The sequence below is a fragment of the Sphingobacterium sp. UBA2610 genome (assembly GCF_002339225.1).
GTDB lineage: Bacteria > Bacteroidota > Bacteroidia > Sphingobacteriales > Sphingobacteriaceae > Sphingobacterium > Sphingobacterium multivorum.
On record NZ_DDKA01000011.1, the window covers coordinates 213,920 to 234,118 of the forward strand.

General features: G+C 39.5%; 17 protein-coding genes. 7 read left to right on the forward strand and 10 right to left on the reverse strand.

Going from position 1 to position 20,199, the window contains the following annotated elements; genetic code table 11:
- Positions 1–136: 136 nt before the first annotated feature.
- Positions 137–1,273: a serine hydrolase domain-containing protein gene (locus B4Z47_RS08450; protein WP_070566031.1), complete on the reverse strand. Its 1,137-nt coding sequence runs from the start codon at positions 1,271–1,273 to the stop codon at positions 137–139.
- 224 nt (positions 1,274–1,497) lie between these two features.
- Between B4Z47_RS08450 and B4Z47_RS08455 the strand changes: the two genes are divergently transcribed.
- On the forward strand, positions 1,498–4,014 hold the full coding sequence (locus B4Z47_RS08455; RefSeq protein ID WP_115046824.1) for a TonB-dependent receptor: 2,517 nt from the start codon (positions 1,498–1,500) through the stop codon (positions 4,012–4,014).
- Positions 4,015–4,094: 80 nt separating this feature from the next.
- Here B4Z47_RS08455 and B4Z47_RS08460 read toward each other — a convergent pair whose 3' ends face one another.
- Positions 4,095–5,006, reverse strand: a complete 912-nt coding sequence (locus B4Z47_RS08460) for a LysR family transcriptional regulator (RefSeq protein ID WP_236560271.1) — start codon at positions 5,004–5,006, stop codon at positions 4,095–4,097.
- A gap of 135 nt (positions 5,007–5,141) precedes the next feature.
- Here B4Z47_RS08460 and B4Z47_RS08465 point away from each other — a divergent pair, with 135 nt between their 5' ends.
- Positions 5,142–5,855 (forward strand): class I SAM-dependent methyltransferase, encoded by a 714-nt coding sequence (locus B4Z47_RS08465; RefSeq protein WP_046671831.1) that lies wholly within the window; start codon positions 5,142–5,144, stop codon positions 5,853–5,855.
- A gap of 296 nt (positions 5,856–6,151) precedes the next feature.
- Here the strand turns inward: B4Z47_RS08465 and B4Z47_RS08470 are convergent, their stop codons facing one another.
- The 3 genes from B4Z47_RS08470 to B4Z47_RS08480 are packed head-to-tail and all read right to left on the reverse strand — an operon-like array spanning position 6,152 to position 8,635.
- The gene (locus tag B4Z47_RS08470; protein WP_046671830.1) at positions 6,152–6,607 is read right to left on the reverse strand and encodes an NUDIX domain-containing protein; all 456 of its coding nucleotides are present in this window, start codon (positions 6,605–6,607) and stop codon (positions 6,152–6,154) included.
- Between the two features lie 38 nt (positions 6,608–6,645).
- Positions 6,646–7,392 (reverse strand): hypothetical protein, encoded by a 747-nt coding sequence (locus B4Z47_RS08475; protein ID WP_070566025.1) that lies wholly within the window; start codon positions 7,390–7,392, stop codon positions 6,646–6,648.
- A 52-nt stretch (positions 7,393–7,444) separates the two neighbouring features.
- Complete coding sequence (locus tag B4Z47_RS08480) at positions 7,445–8,635, reverse strand: DEAD/DEAH box helicase (protein ID WP_070566185.1); 1,191 nt, start codon at positions 8,633–8,635, stop codon at positions 7,445–7,447.
- Between the two features lie 227 nt (positions 8,636–8,862).
- Between B4Z47_RS08480 and B4Z47_RS08485 the strand changes: the two genes are divergently transcribed.
- The gene (locus B4Z47_RS08485) at positions 8,863–11,277 is read left to right on the forward strand and encodes an alpha-ketoacid dehydrogenase subunit alpha/beta (protein ID WP_070566023.1); all 2,415 of its coding nucleotides are present in this window, start codon (positions 8,863–8,865) and stop codon (positions 11,275–11,277) included.
- Positions 11,278–11,334: 57 nt separating this feature from the next.
- Here B4Z47_RS08485 and B4Z47_RS08490 read toward each other — a convergent pair whose 3' ends face one another.
- From B4Z47_RS08490 to B4Z47_RS08510, 5 genes are all read right to left on the reverse strand, one after another.
- A complete protein-coding gene (locus B4Z47_RS08490; protein ID WP_115046826.1) occupies positions 11,335–12,189 on the reverse strand; it encodes an ROK family protein in 855 nt (284 codons plus the stop codon).
- Complete coding sequence (gene aroC / locus B4Z47_RS08495) at positions 12,176–13,282, reverse strand: chorismate synthase (RefSeq protein ID WP_046671826.1); 1,107 nt, start codon at positions 13,280–13,282, stop codon at positions 12,176–12,178. The genes B4Z47_RS08490 and aroC overlap by 14 nt, the downstream gene beginning before the upstream one ends.
- Positions 13,283–13,485: 203 nt before the next feature.
- A complete protein-coding gene (gene aroA, locus B4Z47_RS08500; RefSeq protein ID WP_070566017.1) occupies positions 13,486–14,736 on the reverse strand; it encodes a 3-phosphoshikimate 1-carboxyvinyltransferase in 1,251 nt (416 codons plus the stop codon).
- Positions 14,736–15,848 (reverse strand): chorismate mutase, encoded by a 1,113-nt coding sequence (locus B4Z47_RS08505; protein WP_046671824.1) that lies wholly within the window; start codon positions 15,846–15,848, stop codon positions 14,736–14,738. Before B4Z47_RS08505 ends, aroA begins: the two co-directional genes overlap by 1 nt.
- 46 nt (positions 15,849–15,894) lie before the next feature.
- Complete coding sequence (locus B4Z47_RS08510; RefSeq protein ID WP_046671823.1) at positions 15,895–16,719, reverse strand: prephenate dehydratase; 825 nt, start codon at positions 16,717–16,719, stop codon at positions 15,895–15,897.
- 559 nt (positions 16,720–17,278) lie between these two features.
- Between B4Z47_RS08510 and B4Z47_RS08515 the strand changes: the two genes are divergently transcribed.
- From B4Z47_RS08515 to B4Z47_RS08530, 4 genes are read left to right on the forward strand one after another with little or no spacing between them, the layout of a single operon-like run.
- Positions 17,279–17,755 (forward strand): thermonuclease family protein, encoded by a 477-nt coding sequence (locus B4Z47_RS08515; RefSeq protein WP_115046828.1) that lies wholly within the window; start codon positions 17,279–17,281, stop codon positions 17,753–17,755.
- Between the two features lie 14 nt (positions 17,756–17,769).
- Positions 17,770–18,636 (forward strand): EamA/RhaT family transporter, encoded by an 867-nt coding sequence (locus tag B4Z47_RS08520; RefSeq protein ID WP_115046831.1) that lies wholly within the window; start codon positions 17,770–17,772, stop codon positions 18,634–18,636.
- The gene (locus B4Z47_RS08525; RefSeq protein ID WP_115046833.1) at positions 18,633–19,250 is read left to right on the forward strand and encodes an IMPACT family protein; all 618 of its coding nucleotides are present in this window, start codon (positions 18,633–18,635) and stop codon (positions 19,248–19,250) included. Before B4Z47_RS08520 ends, B4Z47_RS08525 begins: the two co-directional genes overlap by 4 nt.
- Complete coding sequence (locus tag B4Z47_RS08530) at positions 19,247–20,101, forward strand: nucleoside phosphorylase (protein WP_115046835.1); 855 nt, start codon at positions 19,247–19,249, stop codon at positions 20,099–20,101. The genes B4Z47_RS08525 and B4Z47_RS08530 overlap by 4 nt, the downstream gene beginning before the upstream one ends.
- Positions 20,102–20,199: the final 98 nt, after the last annotated feature.

Sequence of the window (20,199 nt, forward strand, 5' to 3'; positions counted from 1 at the left end):
GCAGCTTTTTTACTTTGTTATTGTCCAGTTGATCCGAAGGCTCCTGGTTTTGCCATAAACCGGGACAAGGCTCTATTTGATGGGTTTGGCTTTCGTTTATTTATTAAACTTTTGCCTATTTGATGTAAGCCGTTGCCTATTCAATGTAAGCATCGTACAGGGCGCTAATGCAGTCTTCAAGCAAAGGGTTGAAGTCATCGCTGTCGGGAATATTGCAGCCGTTTGTAATGACAATAAAGCCATATTTCTTTGCAGGGTTGAAAAATAGTGCACTATAAAGCCCGTAAGCCGAACCCGTATGGCCTGTCAAAGTAATCCCCGGTATAATTTTAGAATTATTCATCATAGCTAATCCATAGCCCGATTCCTTATTTACAGCGGTCTGCATAATCTTCGCATACTTTTTATCGATGATGTTTTTTCCCTGACTATGGCCGTAATTCATATGCATCATCATATATTTAGCTAAATCTAAGGCAGATATTTTCATTCCACCTGTCGGAGAGAGCACAGGAGTGCTATAGCCCAAGATGTACTGATTGAGTTCCTCCCGACGTGGATTATAGGCACTGGGTTCTTCATGCGGTGTACCTTTAGCATCAAAGGAATATAAAGGAACAAATCTTCTTTGGTCCAAAGAGTCGATACAATAACCACCATATAGGTTGAGCGGTTTGAGGATATGGTTAACAATATAGCTGTCGACGCGTGTATTGGTCAGTTTCTCCAGAACAGCTCCTGCCATATTAAAATTGAGATTACAATATTGGTATTGTGTGCCGGGTTCATAAAGATTGTAGGAATCTTTCCAATTGGGGTTCTTGGATGGATTGATGACATCTAGGTTGAAGTAACCGTTTTTATCATTGATACTGGAGGTATGGGAAAGGATCATCCGGACGGTGATTTTTTTGCCTGGAAAATTCGGATTTCTGATTGGGAAACCTATCAAATCCCCGAAGTCGTCGTCGAGTTTGCATCGGCCATCCGCTATTAATTGCATCAATGATGTTGCGGTGAATGACTTTGAAATCGAAGCAATCCGAAAGAGGTCATTTTCTCCGAGAGGCGTTTTGGTTTCCAAGTTTTTGTAACCATAATTTTTGTGATACTCAATTTTATTGTTTTTGACGACGACCACACTGAGCCCTACGGCATTATAGCGACGCATAATTTCTGTAAGATCATGATCAACCTGTGTGTGCTGGCCAAGCAAAACTGTGGGAACGAATAGATAAATAAAGACGGCGAGTAGGAGCTTATACTTTCTCATTGGATTGATTAGTTGGGATGTTAGTTCTGGTATAAATGTAGGAAATACTGATGAATAATAGAAATAGTTACAATGAATCCGTGCAGCATATCATAGTTGCTATACAGCTCAATCATGCTTTATTAGCGTAATAAACTATTTTTATTTAAAACTATTCTAAACAATAAAATAATATCGTATGTTTGCGCCGACAAATAATTTTTACGAACTCACAATTTATTAACATGAAAAGAACTTTTCTAGGACTTGTTTTAAGTCTAGGATTAGTAGGAGCAATTCATTTGGATGCATCGGCGCAAAGTAAGGGGATACATGGCCGTGTTAAAACCAAAGATGGTGCACCAATTGAATCGGCTACAGTAACCATAGTTTCTTTAGGTAGGTCTACTTCGACTTCAGGTGATGGAAGCTTCCATTTCTCTAATCTTCCGGATGGAACCTATACTATTCGGATCAAAAGTATCGGAAATGGAGTCGAGGAGCGTACTATAGAGGTTAAAAATGGAAAGGCGATGGCCGTGAATGTTGCTTTGAATATTTCTGAATCTCAATTGGAACAAGTGGAAGTCGTGGGCTACAACTCGCACAACAGCAAAACAGTGAATGTGGGTAAAGCAGGGATTATTGACCGGGATTTGCCGCAGAGTGTACAAATTATAAACGAACAGGTAATTGCGGATCAACAGGTTAATCGCCTGAGCGACGCGCTAAAAAATGCAAACGGTGTCGCGATGGGAGCGAACCGTGGTGGGGTCAACGAAAATTTTTACGCAAGGGGCTATAGCTTAGGCGGAAATAATATATTTAAGAATGGCGCGCGAACCAATAATGGAGGTTCGATTGAGGCGAGCACCTTAGAATCTGTCGAGATTTTAAAAGGAAGTTCTGCTTTGTTGTATGGCGGTGTATCTGGTGGGGCCGTTGTAAACCTAGTGACGAAAAAGCCTAAATTTTATTATGGAGGCGAAGCGTCAATGCGTGTAGGAAGTTATGACTTTTATAAACCAACAGTAGATGTGTATGGTCCAATCTCCAATAAGGTTGCATTCCGGGTTATCGGAACTTATGAAAAAGCGGGTAGCTTTAGGGATCAGGTCACATCAAAACGTACATATGTAAATCCTTCTGTTTTATATAAAATATCCGATAAAACTGATCTCAACTTTACATTCGATTACTTAAAAAGTGATTTTACGCCGGACTTTGGAATGGGGACCGTGGATGGTAAGTTGAATAATGAAGTTGGAAGAAACACTTTTATGAATGTGCCTTTTGCTTTCAACAGAACAAATACCTCAAACGGGCAGATCAATTTGAACCATAAGTTTAATGATTCATGGAATTTAAACGCAATAGCAAGTTACCAAACCTACGATCGTGATTACTATGGATCAGATCGGATTCAAGCGAATAAAAATGGAATTGCTCCACGGAATTTAACCCGATCCAAATCAAATGAGTTTACAGCCAATCAGCAATTGAATCTAACAGGAACTGTAAAAACAGGGGCGATCAAGCATAAGATCTTGGTGGGAGCAGATGCCGATCAGTCGCATTCAAATGCGTATGCCTATAAAATTGATGCATCTAAAAATGTGGGCGGTGTATACGATTCTATTTATGTCTTTAATCCCTCGCAAACTGCGCAGCATTTGGCTTCGGGAAATGGACTTCGGACAGATATGCCACAAGCGGATTTATTGACCAAAACAACGACGGATATCTTTCGTTATGGCGTATTTTTTCAGGACCTAATAGAAGTTACTGAACAATTTAAAGTGTTGGCTGGTATTCGCTACACGTATCAGCGTACACCGAATTCGGAAAAGTATACTTATGCGACGAATCAATCGGAAGAGATTATTAATCTAGATGGTCAAAAAAATCCGATTGGAGCAAAAGTGGATAAAGCATGGTCGCCTAAATTTGGATTGATCTATCAGCCGATCCGCTCATCAAGTGTCTATGTCACTTATGCAAATAACTTTACATCGAATTCGGGATATGATGTGAATTACCAACCGATGGCTCCCTCTATCATCGATCAGTATGAGGCCGGTGTGAAAAATGACTTTTTCAACGGTAGGTTATCCGCAAATGTTGCTTGGTATAGAATTAACAACAATCGCTTTGCCCAACAGTTATTGGTGCTTCCGAATGGAACAAGCAATAGCGATGCAAATATGAAAGAATTTTCTGGAAAGACGGCTTCAAGCGGATTGGAAGTTGATGTTACTGGAACCTTACTCCCAGGACTGAATGTAATTGCAGGTTATTCCTACAATTATATGCGTTATACCGAAACCAATCCGATTTCAAGTTATACAACCATCGTTGATGGTAAGGAGAAAGTGACTGAAATTTCTGGGAACGAAGAAAATGTACGTCTGGTAGGAACCACAGCACATACGGCTAATGGGACCGTGTTTTATACCATTCAAAATGGGACAGTTAAAGGACTGAAATTAGGTTTTTCCGCATTTTATACAGGTCGACGTAATGCAGGTTGGAATAATACTAAGATCAATGTACGCGATGGCCTCAATCGTCTGATCTCTGTTAGTCCATTTACGACCATAGATTTCTCCGCTGGTTATGCTTATAAAAACTGGAGTATTTTGGGTAAATTATCCAATATTACCAACGCGTTTAATTATTATATCCATGAAAACTATAGTGTGAATCCGATTCCACCGCGTAGTTTTATGGCAACGCTAGCGTATAAATTCGAGAAGAGGTAATATTGCTCTTCGATCCAAAAAAAAGGAGTCAGCAACATGCTGACTCCTTTTTTTATGCTGGAATTTCAATAGATGCCCCTTTAGGACGCATTGAAATCAATATACTCTTTCTGGATACAGGCTATAAATTCGCCTAATGCACTGTTTTTACTTTTTATATTAGAGACCAGGATCACTTCTGTTTTGCTATCCATATCTTCAAGCTTCATGATTTTTAGGTTTAAATGCGGGTATTGTTTGATGGTGGAATAGGGGACGACTGCCAGGCCCAACCCCTGTGCTACCAACTCAAGGATGGAAGACATCGAATTGCTCTGGTGTACAATCTTAGGTTCGAAGCCCATGCGATTACAGGTGTTAATAACAAGCCGGTGATATTCGGAGGCGTATTTCTGATTGAAAGAAATGAAACTTTCATTAAAAAAGTTGATCGCATTAAATTCCACCTGTGAAGGACCTACAATCACCATAGGGTCTTCGAAAAGAGGAGTGGTCAGCAATTCATTTGAATAAATTGGAGCGCGCATGATGCCTAGATCCAATTTTCCATTTTCCAACGCCAGCTTCTGCTTCTGTGTCGAAGTTTCAAAAAGACTAACCCTTAAGTATGGAAACTTTTGTTGAATTTGCTTCAATACTGTGGCAAGCATCTTTTTTGGTGTTGAACTGATATAGCCTAGTTTGAATTCTCCGGAGATATTGTTGTGAATCTGTTTGGTGATCGTTTTGCTGTGCTCTATGTTCTGCAGAATCTCTAACACTTCCTCCAAAAAGTATTTACCTGCTTCAGTTAGCTCGACACGTTTGTTGGTCCGGAAGAAAAGAATAACACCCAATTCGTCTTCTAGATCTTTAATCTGCCGGCTTAATGGGGGCTGGGACATAAATAAGCGTTCTGCTGCTCGGCCAAAATGAAGCTCTTCGGCTACTGTTTTGAAATAAATGAGATGTCGGATTTCCATCGATACTTTTTTGGTATGAATTGATGACAAAATAAATATTTTTAATGAATTCCAGTTAGTCCTACCTTTAAATTATTAAAAATTAATGGATGAAATGCCCGATGGACTGTAAGATACAGCTGTAGGGGGAATCTATCTGAACTTTAGAGCATAAACAATTTAGAGATGAACAAAGCTACACTACAGGAGATTGAAACACGGTTTGACAATGATGTCGAACGGTTCTCAAATTTAGAAACAGGTCAAGCAACCACATTGGATGCGGTATGGAATATGGAGCTTATTACGGATGCCATTGTCAGTCTTTATCCAAACGCTCAAAATATATTGGACATTGGATGTGGGGCTGGCAATTACGACGTAAAACTATTGCAAAAATTGGAGTCTAATCCAAATGTTAGTCTGTTGGACCTGAGCCAGCCCATGTTAAATAGGGCAAAGGAACGCGTTGGAAAATTGACCAACGGAGAAATTCATTTGATTAAAGGCGACTTTCGTACTGCTGCTTTGGAAGAAGACAAATTTGATGTCATCATCGCAACATCCGTTTTACATCATCTTCGAGATGATAAAGATTGGGAAAATGCGTTTGGCAAGCTGTTCCGCTTATTGAGAACCGGGGGAAGTGTGTGGATTTTTGATTTGATTGAGCAAAATAATGAACAGCTTCAAAAATTAATTTATAGAGAAAAATATGGTGAATACTTAACTAGCCTGAAGGATGAACAGTACCGTGATCATGTTTTTGACTATATTGAACACGAGGATACACCAAGATCGCTGATTTATCAACTCAACTTATTGACACAAGTTGGCTTTAAAAATGTTGATGTTTTACATAAAAACCTTTGTTTTGCTTCTTATATGGGATTCAAATAGGCGCTGGAAAAAAGTGTAAAATAAATAAGGCGATACGGGGAGTATCGCCATAAAATCACACTAACTATTAAAAAACCTATAGGACTAGGAATTTACAAATTCAATAAACCAATGTATGTCTCATCCCACGCTCCTCTACTTTTATTCCTCGTCACATGCGAGATGTCAAATAAATAATAAAATGTAATTATTAAGGTCAATACTTTAAAAAAATCAAGTATTTCCATTGGTTTACGTAAAGATATGTCTTTATTTTTTAAATACAAATAAAAATGATGAAAATTGAAAAATTATTATTATTTGACCGTTTTTAAGAATTCTTCCCAGGCGATCTGATCTGTTTTGAAGGTCAAATCTTCCGTTAACACCGATTCAATCGGTACCCATCGAAAAGACTGAAGCTTATTATCTTCAGGTTTCTGATCAGGATCGAAGTCAAAGGCTTTGGTAGTCGTTCTGATCTGAATAGCTGAGGTATTCTTGACCTGATAGTAAATCGATATGATTTGGCTATCGTTAAAACTTGATTTCTCATAAAAGTCTGTGGTGTAAATATGTTTAACCACAGCAATGTCAAAAGCACATTCTTCCTGATACTCCCGGATCAAAGCATCCAATAAGCCTTCTCCGTATTCTAAGCCCCCACCAGGGAATTTGGTAAATGAAACATTTTCCGTTCTTTCGTCGCTGATCAATACCTCTTGATTTTCATTGATCAATATTCCGTACACTCTTACGTTAAATGGAAACATGGATTAATTATGTTTGTATATATTTTAGTTTCTGTCTTTTACAGTGGCATAAAACCATTGTCTACTGCAAATTCATCCAATCCGATATAAGAATAATGTCTCGGAAGAAACCAGCCAATTGCTTCCATGATGTTGGTGAATTCTTTTTCAGTCCTGAATTGGTTCGCAGCGATATTGAATGCCAAATCTTGTGAAGCATTTTCTTCATCTTTATAATTACGCGCAATGAGCATCACCTTTGCATTCTTTACGCCATAATAATCTAAAAATTCACGTAATTGGTTGCGGACAGCCTGTGGAAGAATGGTCTCGGCAGGTTGCCCCACTAATATTTCTTCATCTTGACCGATAATCGTTTGTTCATTTTTCTTTGAGAAAACACTATCATCTGTATAAAACTCTCCGTTTAAAAAGTAGTTAACCAAGTCGCCGTAGGTGAATACCCAGTCGGGGTTTTCATTTTGTGTATTGATAGCAATACCAAAACCTTTTGGCAACACGAAATCCTTCAGCCGATTTTTAATGACAAAGGCCTGAAAGTTCTGATCTTTCGGAACACTTTCGAGTTGAAAATAGGGGAACCCATCAGGACCAACAACCACTTCTGTTTCTGCTAATTTTAAGGTGCATTCAGCAATATTAGCCAGAAAAATATCACGCCACTCTTCATCCCGCTCTTCAAAGGGAACTTCCATCAGGCTATTTATTATAATCGTTTTTTCCAGGTCTCCCAAACGATTATCATTCGCATTGTTGCTATCGTCAAATAAATGTATTGTACTCATCTCGGATTGTGATTTTTTGATTTGCTGGTAAAAGTAAAAGAATATTTATTAATTAACGACGTTTTCTTGATTTCGAACCGCCTTTTCGTTGATTGTTTTGGCTGCTAGAACGCATTTTCTCCCAGCTCAATAAATAAGGATGTTGATCGTCAATTTTAATTTGCCGTTTTAAGGATAACTGTAATTTTATCCACTTTTCATTGTCCTCCGCATCGCAAAAGGTAAATGCTTTTCCCTCTGCTTCCGAACGACCTGTTCGACCGATTCGATGCGTATAGAGCTCGGCGGAATCCGGAATTTCGTAGTTGATGATAGCTTCTAGGTCCGGAAAATCTACCCCTCGAGCCAAAAGGTCCGTCGCAATTAATACACGTACCTCTTTTTGTCTGAATTTAGTAATAATCTCTTCTCGTTTTTGCTGCGCTATATCGCCATATAATGCCGAGCAAGAAATGCCATTTCGATCTAAATCTGTTGCGATGCGTTCGACAGCATGAACTGTTCGCGTGAAAACGATTACTTGCTGTGCAATACGGTTTTCAAGGAGATAACGCAGAAGGGTCTTTTTATCATTTTTATCAACATAGAGGACAGATTCTTCTATTTGACCCTTTTTGGCCGTTGTTTCTAGGTTAATCTCAACAGGGGTACTTAATCTTTTTCGAACAATTTTTTCGATTTCAGGGGTTTTCGTAGCTGAACTGAAAATGGTTTGTCTCTCAGCAGGCAATGTGCTGATGATTTTATTGATTTCTTTCGTGAAACCGAGATCTAACAATTGATCGAATTCATCGATCACCAGGATATCTATCGTTTTTAGATCGATAATGCCTTGTTCAATAAAATCCAGCAAACGTCCTGGAGTCGCAAGGACCATCTGGGCTTTCGGATAAACGTCGAGTTGACTTTCATAAGTTCCGCCACCATAGAAGCTGGCGATAGTCAACTCCATTCCATCGATAAGCCCCGATATGCGCTGTTTGGTCTGTATACAGAGTTCGCGTGTAGGAAGGAGTATAAGGACCGATAAATGATCTGCGGTAATCTTGGTTCGTAAACGCTGAATAATGGGGATAGCGTAAGCCTCCGTTTTTCCCGTGCCGGTTGGGGCAATCGCCAAACAGTCTCTACCTTCCAAAATGGCAGGGATAGCTATTTCTTGAATAGGTGTAAGCGAAGAAAGCTTTTGTTTTTCAAGATTAGCGACAAGGATTTTATCTAGTTTAAGTGCTGAAAAATTCAAAATGATGAATGTAAGACCCAAAAATAAAAATTAAAAAGGACAATGGTGTTTTTGCCTGCTGATTGGAATTAAAAATCTGTAAAAATTAGGATTTTTTGTCAAAAAGTACTAATTTGAGAAATTAGAATATTCTATTTCAAATCTGAATTATTGATTATCAATTTATTTGATAAACACCAATTATATAGAATAATATTTTTGTTAAATTTGTTGAAACAAAAAAGAATATGTTTGATACTGCATTTGACCAAAACAATGAATCTATTTCCACTTTGAGCTTTGACGAGTTCAAAAAGATTATTGTGAATGATTATCGAACTGCCTTAGAAAGTCGTTACGTGAGTTTATTGGGACGTAAAGAAGTGCTTACAGGTAAGGCTAAGTTTGGTATTTTTGGCGATGGAAAAGAATTGGCACAAATCGCGATGGCTAAAGTTTTCAGAAATGGGGACTGGCGGTCGGGATATTACCGTGACCAAACATTTATATTTGCTTCTGGCATCAGTGATGTCTATCATTTTTTCTCTCAATTATATGCCCATCCCGATGTTGAGGCAGATCCTTCTTCTGCAGGAAGGCAAATGAACTGCCATTTTGCCACGCGTGTTGTGGACGACCAAGGTAACTGGTTGGATCAAATGGTTCAGAAAAACTCGTTTTCAGATATTTCGACCACTGGCGGTCAGATGGCAAGATTGCTGGGCTTGGGCCTGGCTTCTAAGTTGTATAAGCAGAATAGAAATTTAGACTATCTATCTTATTTTTCAAATAAAGGAAATGAAGTTGCATTCTGCACTATCGGAAATGCTGCTACTTCTGAAGGCGTATTTTTTGAAGTCATCAACGCCGTAGGTGTTCACCAGATTCCAACAGTGATTTCTATTTGGGATGATGGGTATGGGATATCTGTGCCTAATGAAATTCAAACAACAAAAGGAGATATCTCCGAAGTCCTCAAAGGTTTTCAGAAGGAAGACCTAACAAACGGGATCGAGATATTCAAAGTGAGGGGATGGGATTATGCGGGTTTATGTGAAACCTACGAGCAGGCCGCCCAAATTGCTCGCGAAAAACATATTCCATGTCTGATTCATGTGACCGAATTGACGCAGCCTCAAGGACACTCTTCTTCAGGTTCACACGAACGGTATAAATCGCAAGAAAGATTGCAATGGGAAACTGATTTCGATTGTATCGCGAAAATGAAAGAATGGATCGTAAGTTCTGGTATTGCTACCACAGAAGAATTGGATCAATTGGATCAACATGCTAAAGACCATGTTCGTCAAGAACAAAAACGAGCTTGGGCCGATTATATTAAAACATTGAGCATCGAAGCTCGGGAAGCTATTGATTTACTTCAGGGTATTCCAAATGAGCGGGCTGATTTTGCGTCAAAGAAATTGCAATCGATGGTTGAGCCTTCTTTGAAAGAAGTTTATGGCCAGGTTCGCAAGGTGTTGCACGAGCTTAAAGGTCAGCATAGCGATGGGCGCCAGCAATTATTAAATTGGTACAAAGAGAAGCAGGAACTGAATGAGAAACGTTATAATTCAAAATTATTTACAGATGGTGTAGATTCACCTGCTCACGTGACGGTCGTACCTGCAGTCTACAGTGAAGAAGCTAAAGTGGTCGACGGACGTGAGGTCTTGAATCTATGTTTTGAAGAGAACTTCCGGCGTGACGAACGATTATTGGCGTTTGGAGAGGATGTCGGTAAGATTGGAGATGTGAATCAAGGTTTTGCAGGTTTACAAGAAAAGCTGGGTGTGCATCGTGTATTTGATACCGGTATTCGGGAGAATTCAATTATAGGAAAAGGACTAGGTTTGGCAATCCGTGGACTTCGCCCAATTGCTGAGATCCAATACCTGGATTACCTAATCTATGGTATTACAGTAGCAAGTGATGATTTGGCAAGTTTAAGTTATCGCACCTTTGCAGGTCAGAAAGCACCATTAATTATTCGTACACGTGGCCATCGATTGGAAGGTATATGGCATTCCGGATCGCCCATGTCAGTAATTTTAGGATCTTTGAGAGGTCTGCATGTATGTGTGCCGCGTAATATGACCCAGGCAGCAGGTATGTACAATACGTTGTTCCGCTCTGACGAACCTGCTATCGTTGTCGAATGTCTGAATGGGTATCGTCTAAAAGAGCGTCTACCAGAAAACGTTGGTGAATTTACTGTGCCAATCGGTTATGCCGAATGTGTTAAAGAGGGGCGGGATATCACGGTGGTATCCTATGGGTCAACTTTACGTGTTGTTGAAGAAGCGGCCGTGGAATTGGAACGTTTGGGGATATTCATCGAAATTATTGATGCACAAACATTGCAGCCTTTTGACAAAGGAAAACTTTGTGCTGAATCGCTGAAGAAAACAAATAAACTACTTATTGTGGATGAGGATGTGCCCGGTGGGGCCTCAGCTTTCATCTTGCAAGAGATATTAGAGAAACAAAATGGCTACTATCTATTGGATAGTCAGCCGAGGACACTGACTGCAAAAGCACATCGTCCGCCATATGGCTCAGATGGGGATTATTTCTCGAAGCCATCTTCTGATGATGTTGTCGAGACAGTGTATGCAATTATGCATGAAGCTAATCCAGAAAAATATCCATCTATGTTTTAATAGATGGATATCTTTTTGCTTTACTAAGCTAAATATTCCAACGGCTGGGATGATATTTTAATTGAATATACTCGCAGCGCCAATCATAGCGGCTTTTTCACCAAGTATTGCTGTATAAATTTGAAATCTTTCAAATTCACTTCGGTCACCAATGAAAATAGGTAGCGCTTTGGCGATATTGCCACCGACTATAAATATTTCAGCAGCATGTTTCTCTGCGAAGAACTGCATAAAATCAAAGAGATGTTTAGCATATTCATCTTTGATGATTTGAAATTCCTTAGTTTCCCGATGATGATCTAAAATATCTTTAAGTCCCGTAACATCTTTTCCTGCTACTTCTTTGAAACGTTTGATGAACCACCGTGTGACAAGAAATTCTTCGAAAATACAATCTTCGTAAGGGCTGTTCCATAGGGCGGCATCATAGGCTTTTTCACCTTGATTCCATACCGCAGATCCAAGTCCAGTACCCAACGTAATTCCTAATATCCGCTTGTTTGTTTGCAAGTTCTGTACGAATATTTCACCTTGTAGGAAGGCTGCTGCGTCATTGATAAAGTGGATAGACGTAGGCGGAAGTCCCAGCTCTTCAGCTAAAAGCGCTTTGACATCCTTGTTGTACAGATTGTCATATTTGCTTTGTCCCTGTATCTTAGATATTCCATTTTCGTAGTCAAAGGGTCCCGGCATAGCAATGCCGATGAACTGAATAGGAGCCGGTGAGGTGGCTATGATATCGCGTATAGCTGATGCCCACGTTTGTAAAATCGTTTTAGCATCTCCTTGAGAAAAAACGTGGTTTCTGGCCACGTTTTCTAAGTATATATTCCATTGTTTTGTGTCAATGATACAGGCAGAAATATGTGTGCCTCCAATATCAACACCTACGACATAATTATCTTGCAGCATGTTTGTAACTTTGATTTTTAAGTAGATGATCCGCGATTACAAGTGCTGCCATAGCTTCCACAATAATTACTGCTCTCGAAACAACACAAGGGTCATGTCTCCCCTTGCCACTTGCAATAGCAGGGTTGCCATGGATATCCACTGTTTCTTGATCTCTCATGATAGTGGCAACAGGCTTAAATGCTACTTTGAAAGTAATATCCATACCATTTGAAATCCCGCCCTGAATCCCTCCAGAAAAGTTGGTATGTGTGTGCACTCGATTTAAATCATGGTCATCTGCTACAAATATATCATTATGTTCGGAACCTCGCAACTCCGAACCTGCAAAACCTGAACCATATTCAAAACCATGTACCGCATTGATGCTCATCATTGCTTTAGCAAGGTCTGCATGGAGCTTATCAAAGACCGGCTCGCCTAATCCAACAGGCACATGTCTGATGACAGCCGAAATACGTCCGCCAACAGTGTCACCTGCTTTTCTGACCGAGTCGATAAACTCAACCATTTCGTTTGCTGTTGCTGGATCTGCACAACGTGCGATGTTGGCTTCCCGCAACTCAAGCAAAGCTTTGAGGTCTTTGGTATCTACATTTGGCGCCTCAATAGTACCTACTCCCGAAACGTGGGCAAAGATTTCGATGCCAAATTGATTCAGAAAGCTTTTTGCTACAGCACCAGCAGCAACACGGGCAGCGGTTTCCCTCGCTGAGGACCGTCCACCGCCACGATAGTCACGTATGCCATATTTCATCTGATAAGTGAAATCAGCATGGGAAGGTCTGAAAATATCTTTGATATGGGTGTAATCTTTCGAACGCTGGTCTTCATTTGGAATAACAATTGCTATTGGTGTTCCCGTTGATTTGCCCTCGAATACGCCAGATAAGATTTGTGCAGTATCACTTTCTTTTCTTTGTGTCGTGATCTTAGATTGACCGGGTTTTCGTTTGTCGAGCTCAGACTGGATAAATTCCTCGTCTATTGTTATATTTGAAGGGCAACCATCAATAATTACACCTATAGCTTTGCCGTGTGATTCGCCGAAAGTGCTAATTCTGAATAAATCGCCAAATGAATTTCCTGCCATAAAAATTAAATTTCAATAAACTTAGATAAATTTGCCTTTAAATGCAATTCTAAAGCACCAGACTGAATACAAATTATGAGTCTGTAACTCGAAGATGGCCTAGTAGATTACATTACAATTTTTGTCCCAAGCTAAAAGGCTATCTGGGAGATTGTATCATAAAACAGAGATTAATATTGATGTTAATCCCTGTTTTTGATATGTTAGTCAATTATAAAAGCTTGCGCTTGTAAATGTTTCCAAAAATCAGGATATGACTTTTCTACAACTTGAGGTTCAGCAATCTTGATTTGGTCAAAAACTAAAGCCAAAGGTGCGAATGCCATCGCCATGCGGTGATCCTCGTAAGTCTCGAAGGTCACATCTTCTGGTTGATATACACCTGCAGTTTTCAGATGGTATGTGTCACCATCTTCGATCAATTCAGCACCGAACTTCGCGATTTCGGTCTGCAATGCAGCAATACGGTCGGTCTCTTTAATCTTTAAGGTTTCTAGACCTGTAAAGGAAACATCACGTTTTAAAGCAGCTGCGACAACGACTACTGTTTGCGCAAGATCAGGGCATTCTTTAAAGTCGAACAAGGTTTTGTCTGAATTGATTTCTTTTTTAGTTAAATGCAATCCATCCGATTCAAAGCTCGAATAAACCCCAAAATGTTCCATAATGCTTATGATGGCAATATCGCCCTGTAAACTATGTTGTCTTAGCCCGGGCAATACGATCGAGGCATCTGCATCAGCTAGTGCTACAATAGCATACCAATAGGATGCTGCGCTCCAATCTGGTTCGACATATATGGTTTGCTTTTCAAATGCTTGCGGTGCAATTTTAATCGCATTCTCCGTCCATTCATATTGGATCCCGACACTTTTAAGCATATCCAAAGTCATGGATACATAAGGTCTGGAAGTTAATTCGCCTTCAATCTCTAAGGTAAGTCCCTTTTTTAATGCCGGAGCAATTAATAGCAGGGCCGATATATATTGACTGCTGATATTTCCTTTAATCTTAACACGGTCTTTTCCTTGAAATAATCCGCCTTCAATCTTCAAAGGAGGGTAACCCACCTTTTTTTCATAATGGATTTCGGCACCAATTTCTTTCATGGCATCGACCAATATCCCAATTGGACGCTGTTGCATGCGCTCTGTCCCTGTCAGGATAAAATTGCCTTTAACAAGGTTGAGGTAAGCTGTAAGGAAGCGCATAGCTGTTCCTGCAGGGCCTATGTCAATTGTATTATAACCAGGTTGCGGTTCTGACGCGATTTTTAATACGCGGTTTAGAGTAACCGTATCTGCAGCCTCAGAGAGGTTGGCTATTTCAACTTGTCCTTTGCTCAGCGATTGGATAATAAGAGCACGGTTGCTCTCAGATTTTGAACCTGTGAGTTGGACCGTGCCCTGTATCTTTTTTGCAGGATGCGTCAGCGTGATGACTTGTTGATTCATTATGCTTCTGCTGTTGGTTGCTCTTGCGTATTCATGACCGCATTTTGTTTGCGGATAGATTCGTTGTGAATTAATTCCAGGAATTTCGTCGCAAATTCGCTACCCAAAGAAAGCGCTTCCGCTAATTTTGTGCGTTTTTGAACAATTTCATCCCAACGGTTAACTTGCAAAATTGTCACGTTGTTATCGCGTTTGTATTCGCCGATTTTCTCAGCAATTTTCATGCGTTCACCAATTTTTTGGATGATCAAATCATCTAATTTGTCGATGTTGCTACGCAATTCTGCTAATTTATCTTCAAATGAAGGGTTGTCCGAAGCAGCTTTACGTAACGTCAAGTGGTCGATCAACTCGGCCAATGCAGCTGGCGTTACTTGTTGTTTTGCGTCAGTCCAAGCGACAGATGGATCGATATGTGATTCGATAATCAATCCTTGCATATCCATATCCATTGCTTTTTGTGCGATGTATGGTAACAATTCGCGGTTTCCACAGATGTGACTTGGATCGTTGATGATCGGTAGGTTTGGACAAGCCGTTTTTAACTGAATCGCTAAATCCCACATTGGTTCATTACGGAATGCTGTTTTCTCGTACGATGAGAAGCCTCTATGAATAGCACCTAATTTTTTGATACCAGCACGGTTGATACGTTCCAATGCACCGATCCACAGCGATAAATCGGGGTTTACAGGGTTTTTAACAAATACTGGAATATCTACGCCTTGCAAAGCATCAGCAATTTCTTGTACAGTAAATGGATTTGCCGTTGAACGTGCACCTACCCATAGTACATCCACACCAGCAGCCAAAGCTTCTTCCACGTGTTTTGCTGTAGCAACTTCAGTAGCTGTTAATAAACCTGTTTCTTCTTTCGCTCTTTTCAACCACTCCAAACCAATTGAACCGATACCTTCAAATTCTCCCGGACGTGTACGTGGCTTCCAGATACCAGCGCGTAAAATATTTACTTTTCCGGTATTTGCCAACAAATGCGCTGTTGATACCAGCTGCTCTTCTGTTTCTGCGCTACAAGGACCTGCGATAATTAAAGGTTTGTCTCCTGTATCCAACCAAGATTTTAAAGGAGTGATGTCTAATGTATTTTTCATGTTAAGTTTGATTATCTATTTTAATATTGTCTGCGTAAATTGTTAATTATAGTTTTTCGTTTTTGACATACTCGCCCATAATATTGAAATTGACACTATGTTTGAGTACTTTACGTATAGCTGCTTCGTAGTCTGTTTGTTTTTTCCATTCTACGTCGACGAAAAAATCATATTCATTGCGTTTTCCGATTACCGGCATTGACTGAATCTTGCTCAAGTTGATATTCTGTTCAGCAAAACATTGTAAAATAGTCGCCAGAGATCCCACTGTATTTCCTGTTTGGAATGATAATGACGCTTTATTGGCATTTTTATGTTCGACAACCTCATTCGATAGTACGAGGAAACGCGTTGCGTTCTTTTTATTGGTTTCGATTCTCTTTTCTAATATTTCAAGACCATATATTTCAGCGGCCAATGTCCCTGCAATTGCCGCAGTATCCGTCAATTTTCGCTCGGCAATCATTTTTGCAGTTGCAGCCGTATCAGATCCCTCGGTTATACGTACACCTTCAAGTTCAGAAAGAAATTCTTCACATTGGCGAATGGCAATCGGATGCGATTCGATGTGTTTGATGTCCTTTAATTTTACGCCCGGCAATACCATGAGATTCTGTTGGATGTTTAGGTAAACCTCCCCAGTGATATGGAACTTGTAATCTCTCAATAAATTATAATTCGGCAATAAGCTTCCCGCAATTGAATTTTCGATGGCCATAACGATATAGTCGACTTTTCTTTGCTTCAGCAATTCACAAGTTTTTTTAAATGAATCACATTCTACAATCTCAACTTCTCTTCCGAAAAATTTAAATGCGGCCTCTTCATGAAATGAAGCCTTTGCTCCCTGTATTGCAATTTTTAAACTCATTGTTTTTTGTTCGCTATGTTGTCTCCAAAAAAAAGAGTCCCGATCATTTGAACCGGGACTCTTCTTGTTTGTATTTTTTATGATTTATACACAATCTAATCCCGGCTCTTATTTTTAAAATAAAAGAAGTTAAAATAGAAATATGTATATGTTCTGTTCATCCTGTTGTTGTTTGACATTTCAAATGTACGAATGTTTTTGAAATATCAAAGAAAAAAATAATTTTTTATTAAAAATATCTGATTTATTTAATGGTTTTTTGACGCATTTTTAATGTGTTTTTCTAGCATAATTTTATTGGTTTATTGTTATTTTTTTTTGAATATTTATTTTGTTATAATGTTGTAAATAAGTTATTTGTATTTTTTTTACAACAATTTTATTCTCTAATAAGCTTTAGTTTTTAGCTATTTTATGCACCAAAATTGATTAGTTTTTTGTGTGTTTTTTAGCTATATTTTTATATTAAATTTATGTGTTTTTAATGTTAATATAATCGCTTTTTTTAGCTGTTTTGTTAAAGAAGTATTTTACTACCTTTGGGCAAACGCTGGATTTTATGCTAAAACGAATTAATTTTTATATGTGTGGCAGTGTGATCTGTTTGTTGTTGACAGGTTTCACTTTTAAAGGAGAGGAAAAGGACGCGAAAGTAAAGCGTGTTATTGATGGCGATACCTTTGTCATTGAAAATGGAACCCCAAAAGGGGAGAAAGTTAGGTTAATAGGGGTAGATGCTCCGGAAACGAGACGTACTGCGCGGAAGGAAATCGGGTACTATGGTCAAGAAGCGAAACAGTACTTAACGGCGATGTTGAACGGGAAAAGTGTGAAGTTGGTCTTTGACGTCGGAAAACGGGATCGGTATGGAAGACTTCTTGCCTATGTGTACGTTGGAAAGAAGTTTATCAATCGGGATTTGGTTGAACAAGGGTATGCAGTATCCTATACGCTGGCACCAAATGTACAATATGCAGAATTATTTGTAAAATTGGAACGTCAGGCTCGTCAGGAGAAGCGTGGTCTTTGGCGATAAATGAAATTTGAATCATGATTTTTGTTTTATTAAGTGTCATCTGCAGCGTTACCGTCGCTGTTTTATTAAAATTGGCAAAACAAAATGGAGTCGAAACCAAACAGGTTATCGTTTGGAATTACCCCATGGCAGTTGCACTGACCTATTTTGTCTTACAACCAGATCTAAAATCGCTGGTATGGGATGCAATGCCGATGACGTTGTATACGAGTTTGGCGGTATTACTTCCGGGAATGTTTGTTTTTATTGCTTTGTCCATTCGCTATAGCGGTCTGGTCAAGACAGAGATCGCACAGCGCCTATCGTTGTTCATTCCCTTGCTTGCATCATTTTTCTTTTTTCATGAAAAAATGGAAGGACACAAGATGCTGGGAATAGCCCTTGGTTTATTGGCCATCCTGTGTTCTATTGGTTGGCAAAAGAATCAGCATGTTAGCTCGGCAGACAGCCGTTATAAAGCGCTTTACCCGTTATTGGTATTTATCGGTATGGGCATAATTGATATCCTCTTCAAACAGGTTGCCTTGCATGTCAATATACCTTATATCAGTTCCCTATTTATTATCTTTGTGATGGCGATGTGTATTGCAATGGTGCTATTGCTGTATTTCCTTTTTGTGGAAAAGCAACATTTTTCAAAGCAAGCTATGGGCTATGGATTGGTTTTGGGTGTATTTAACTTCTTTAACATCCTTTTCTATATGAAAGCGCATCGTGCGCTACCAGAAAATCCATCAGTTGTATTTACGGGGATGAACATTGGTGTGATTTCATTGGGTGCATTAATCGGCGTCTTATTTTTTAAGGAAAGGTTATCGTTGTTGAATTATTTAGGCATAGCGCTTTCTATTGTTTCAGTTTTAATCATAGCATATCTATGAGTTTATTTGAAGATACTTACCGGACTATTGAAGCAAAATATGAGGGAATTTTTAGGGATAAAGGCAGTAAGTTTATTGCATATGCTTTTCCTTTTAAATCCGAAGATCAACTAAAAGATCTGATTTTGGAAGTGAAAGCGATTCATCCGAAAGCGAGGCATCATTGTTGGGCTTATCGCCTCACACCAGATCGTGCGGTCTTTCGTGTGAATGATGATGGAGAACCTTCGGGAACTGCAGGACGGCCTATTTTAAACGTTCTGCTGTCTATGGATGTCACCAACGTTATCGTAATTGTCGTTCGTTATTTCGGCGGTACCTTGTTGGGGGTTCCAGGCTTGATCAATGCCTACAAATCAGCAACCCAAGATGCTTTGACCGAAGCCGAGATTATCGAGCGTACAGTGAATGACCATTATAGTATTACCTTTGATTACCTGCATATGAATGATATTATGCGGATCATAAAGGAAGAGGGCGTGGAAATTGAAAAGCAGGAATTTGATAATCGGTGTTATTTGGAGTTTGAAGTCCGAAAAATGCAGGTCAATCGAATTGTGGATCGGTTTTCCAAAATAGAAGGCTGTCAGTTAACCTATTTGTATACAATATGATCAACGCATCGGAATTGATTTTAAACGCAGATGGAAGTATATATCATCTGAATTTGCTGCCGGAAGATCTGGCAAGTACAGTAATTACTGTTGGCGATCCAGACCGTGTAGCCAAAGTATCGAAGTACTTTGACCGGATTGAACTCAAAAAAGGGAAGCGTGAGTTTATTACGCATACCGGCTATCTGGGAAATAAACGGTTGACGGTAATCTCAACAGGTATAGGTACTGATAATATTGACATTGTGTTGAATGAACTGGATGCACTAGCAAATATTGATTTTGCCAATAGAACAGTAAAGTCGACGCTCAGCTCATTGCATATTGTACGCATTGGAACATCTGGAGCAGTACAACAAGATGTCGAGATGGGAACTATTTTAGCTTCTGCTTATGGAGTAGGTCTTGATGCCTTGATGAACTATTATCGGGGATCTTACGACGGCGAGGAGCAGGCGCTTCAGGTAGAACTAGCCAAATATTTCTCTGCATTAAACCTAAACCCCTACGTTGCGAAAGCTGGTGCAGGCCTTTTGGATCGAATTGCCTTTGATTTACCGAAGGGAGTTACGTTAACTGCGCCCGGATTTTATGCTCCGCAGGGAAGGACTGTCCGCTCCACGAATACGATTCCTAATTTTATAGATTTGATCAACTCCTTTCAATATAAAGGTCAGCGCTTCACCAACCTGGAAATGGAAACAGCTGGTATTTATGCGTTGGCTAATATGTTTGGACATCAAGCTTTATCCATCAATGCGATCTTGGCAAGTCGGGTAGATGGCCGGTTTTCTTCCGCACCTGAAGAAGTTGTTGATAAGGCCATACAGCTCGTTTTGGAACGCATTTAACAATTTTTCTGCGTCATGCAGAGGCGATGATAGTTTTTCTCAATGATGCGGTAAAAGAGTTGAAAAGAATTAAATATTGATTCAAATAGAAAAGGAGT

Excerpts from the sequence above, each read along its gene's own strand:
- B4Z47_RS08515 (WP_115046828.1), top strand. The coding sequence starts at position 17,279 with ATGCTAAAACGAATTAATTTTTATATGTGTGGCAGTGTGATCTGTTTG.
- B4Z47_RS08510 (WP_046671823.1), bottom strand. The coding sequence starts at position 16,719 with ATGAGTTTAAAAATTGCAATACAGGGAGCAAAGGCTTCATTTCATGAA.
- B4Z47_RS08520 (WP_115046831.1), top strand. The coding sequence starts at position 17,770 with ATGATTTTTGTTTTATTAAGTGTCATCTGCAGCGTTACCGTCGCTGTT.
- B4Z47_RS08505 (WP_046671824.1), bottom strand. The coding sequence starts at position 15,848 with ATGAAAAATACATTAGACATCACTCCTTTAAAATCTTGGTTGGATACA.
- B4Z47_RS08490 (WP_115046826.1), bottom strand. The coding sequence starts at position 12,189 with ATGCTGCAAGATAATTATGTCGTAGGTGTTGATATTGGAGGCACACAT.
- B4Z47_RS08470 (WP_046671830.1), bottom strand. The coding sequence starts at position 6,607 with ATGTTTCCATTTAACGTAAGAGTGTACGGAATATTGATCAATGAAAAT.
- B4Z47_RS08450 (WP_070566031.1), bottom strand. The coding sequence starts at position 1,273 with ATGAGAAAGTATAAGCTCCTACTCGCCGTCTTTATTTATCTATTCGTT.
- B4Z47_RS08530 (WP_115046835.1), top strand. The coding sequence starts at position 19,247 with ATGATCAACGCATCGGAATTGATTTTAAACGCAGATGGAAGTATATAT.
- B4Z47_RS08485 (WP_070566023.1), top strand. The coding sequence starts at position 8,863 with ATGTTTGATACTGCATTTGACCAAAACAATGAATCTATTTCCACTTTG.
- aroC (WP_046671826.1), bottom strand. The coding sequence starts at position 13,282 with ATGGCAGGAAATTCATTTGGCGATTTATTCAGAATTAGCACTTTCGGC.
- B4Z47_RS08465 (WP_046671831.1), top strand. The coding sequence starts at position 5,142 with ATGAACAAAGCTACACTACAGGAGATTGAAACACGGTTTGACAATGAT.
- aroA (WP_070566017.1), bottom strand. The coding sequence starts at position 14,736 with ATGAATCAACAAGTCATCACGCTGACGCATCCTGCAAAAAAGATACAG.
- B4Z47_RS08455 (WP_115046824.1), top strand. The coding sequence starts at position 1,498 with ATGAAAAGAACTTTTCTAGGACTTGTTTTAAGTCTAGGATTAGTAGGA.
- B4Z47_RS08475 (WP_070566025.1), bottom strand. The coding sequence starts at position 7,392 with ATGAGTACAATACATTTATTTGACGATAGCAACAATGCGAATGATAAT.
- B4Z47_RS08525 (WP_115046833.1), top strand. The coding sequence starts at position 18,633 with ATGAGTTTATTTGAAGATACTTACCGGACTATTGAAGCAAAATATGAG.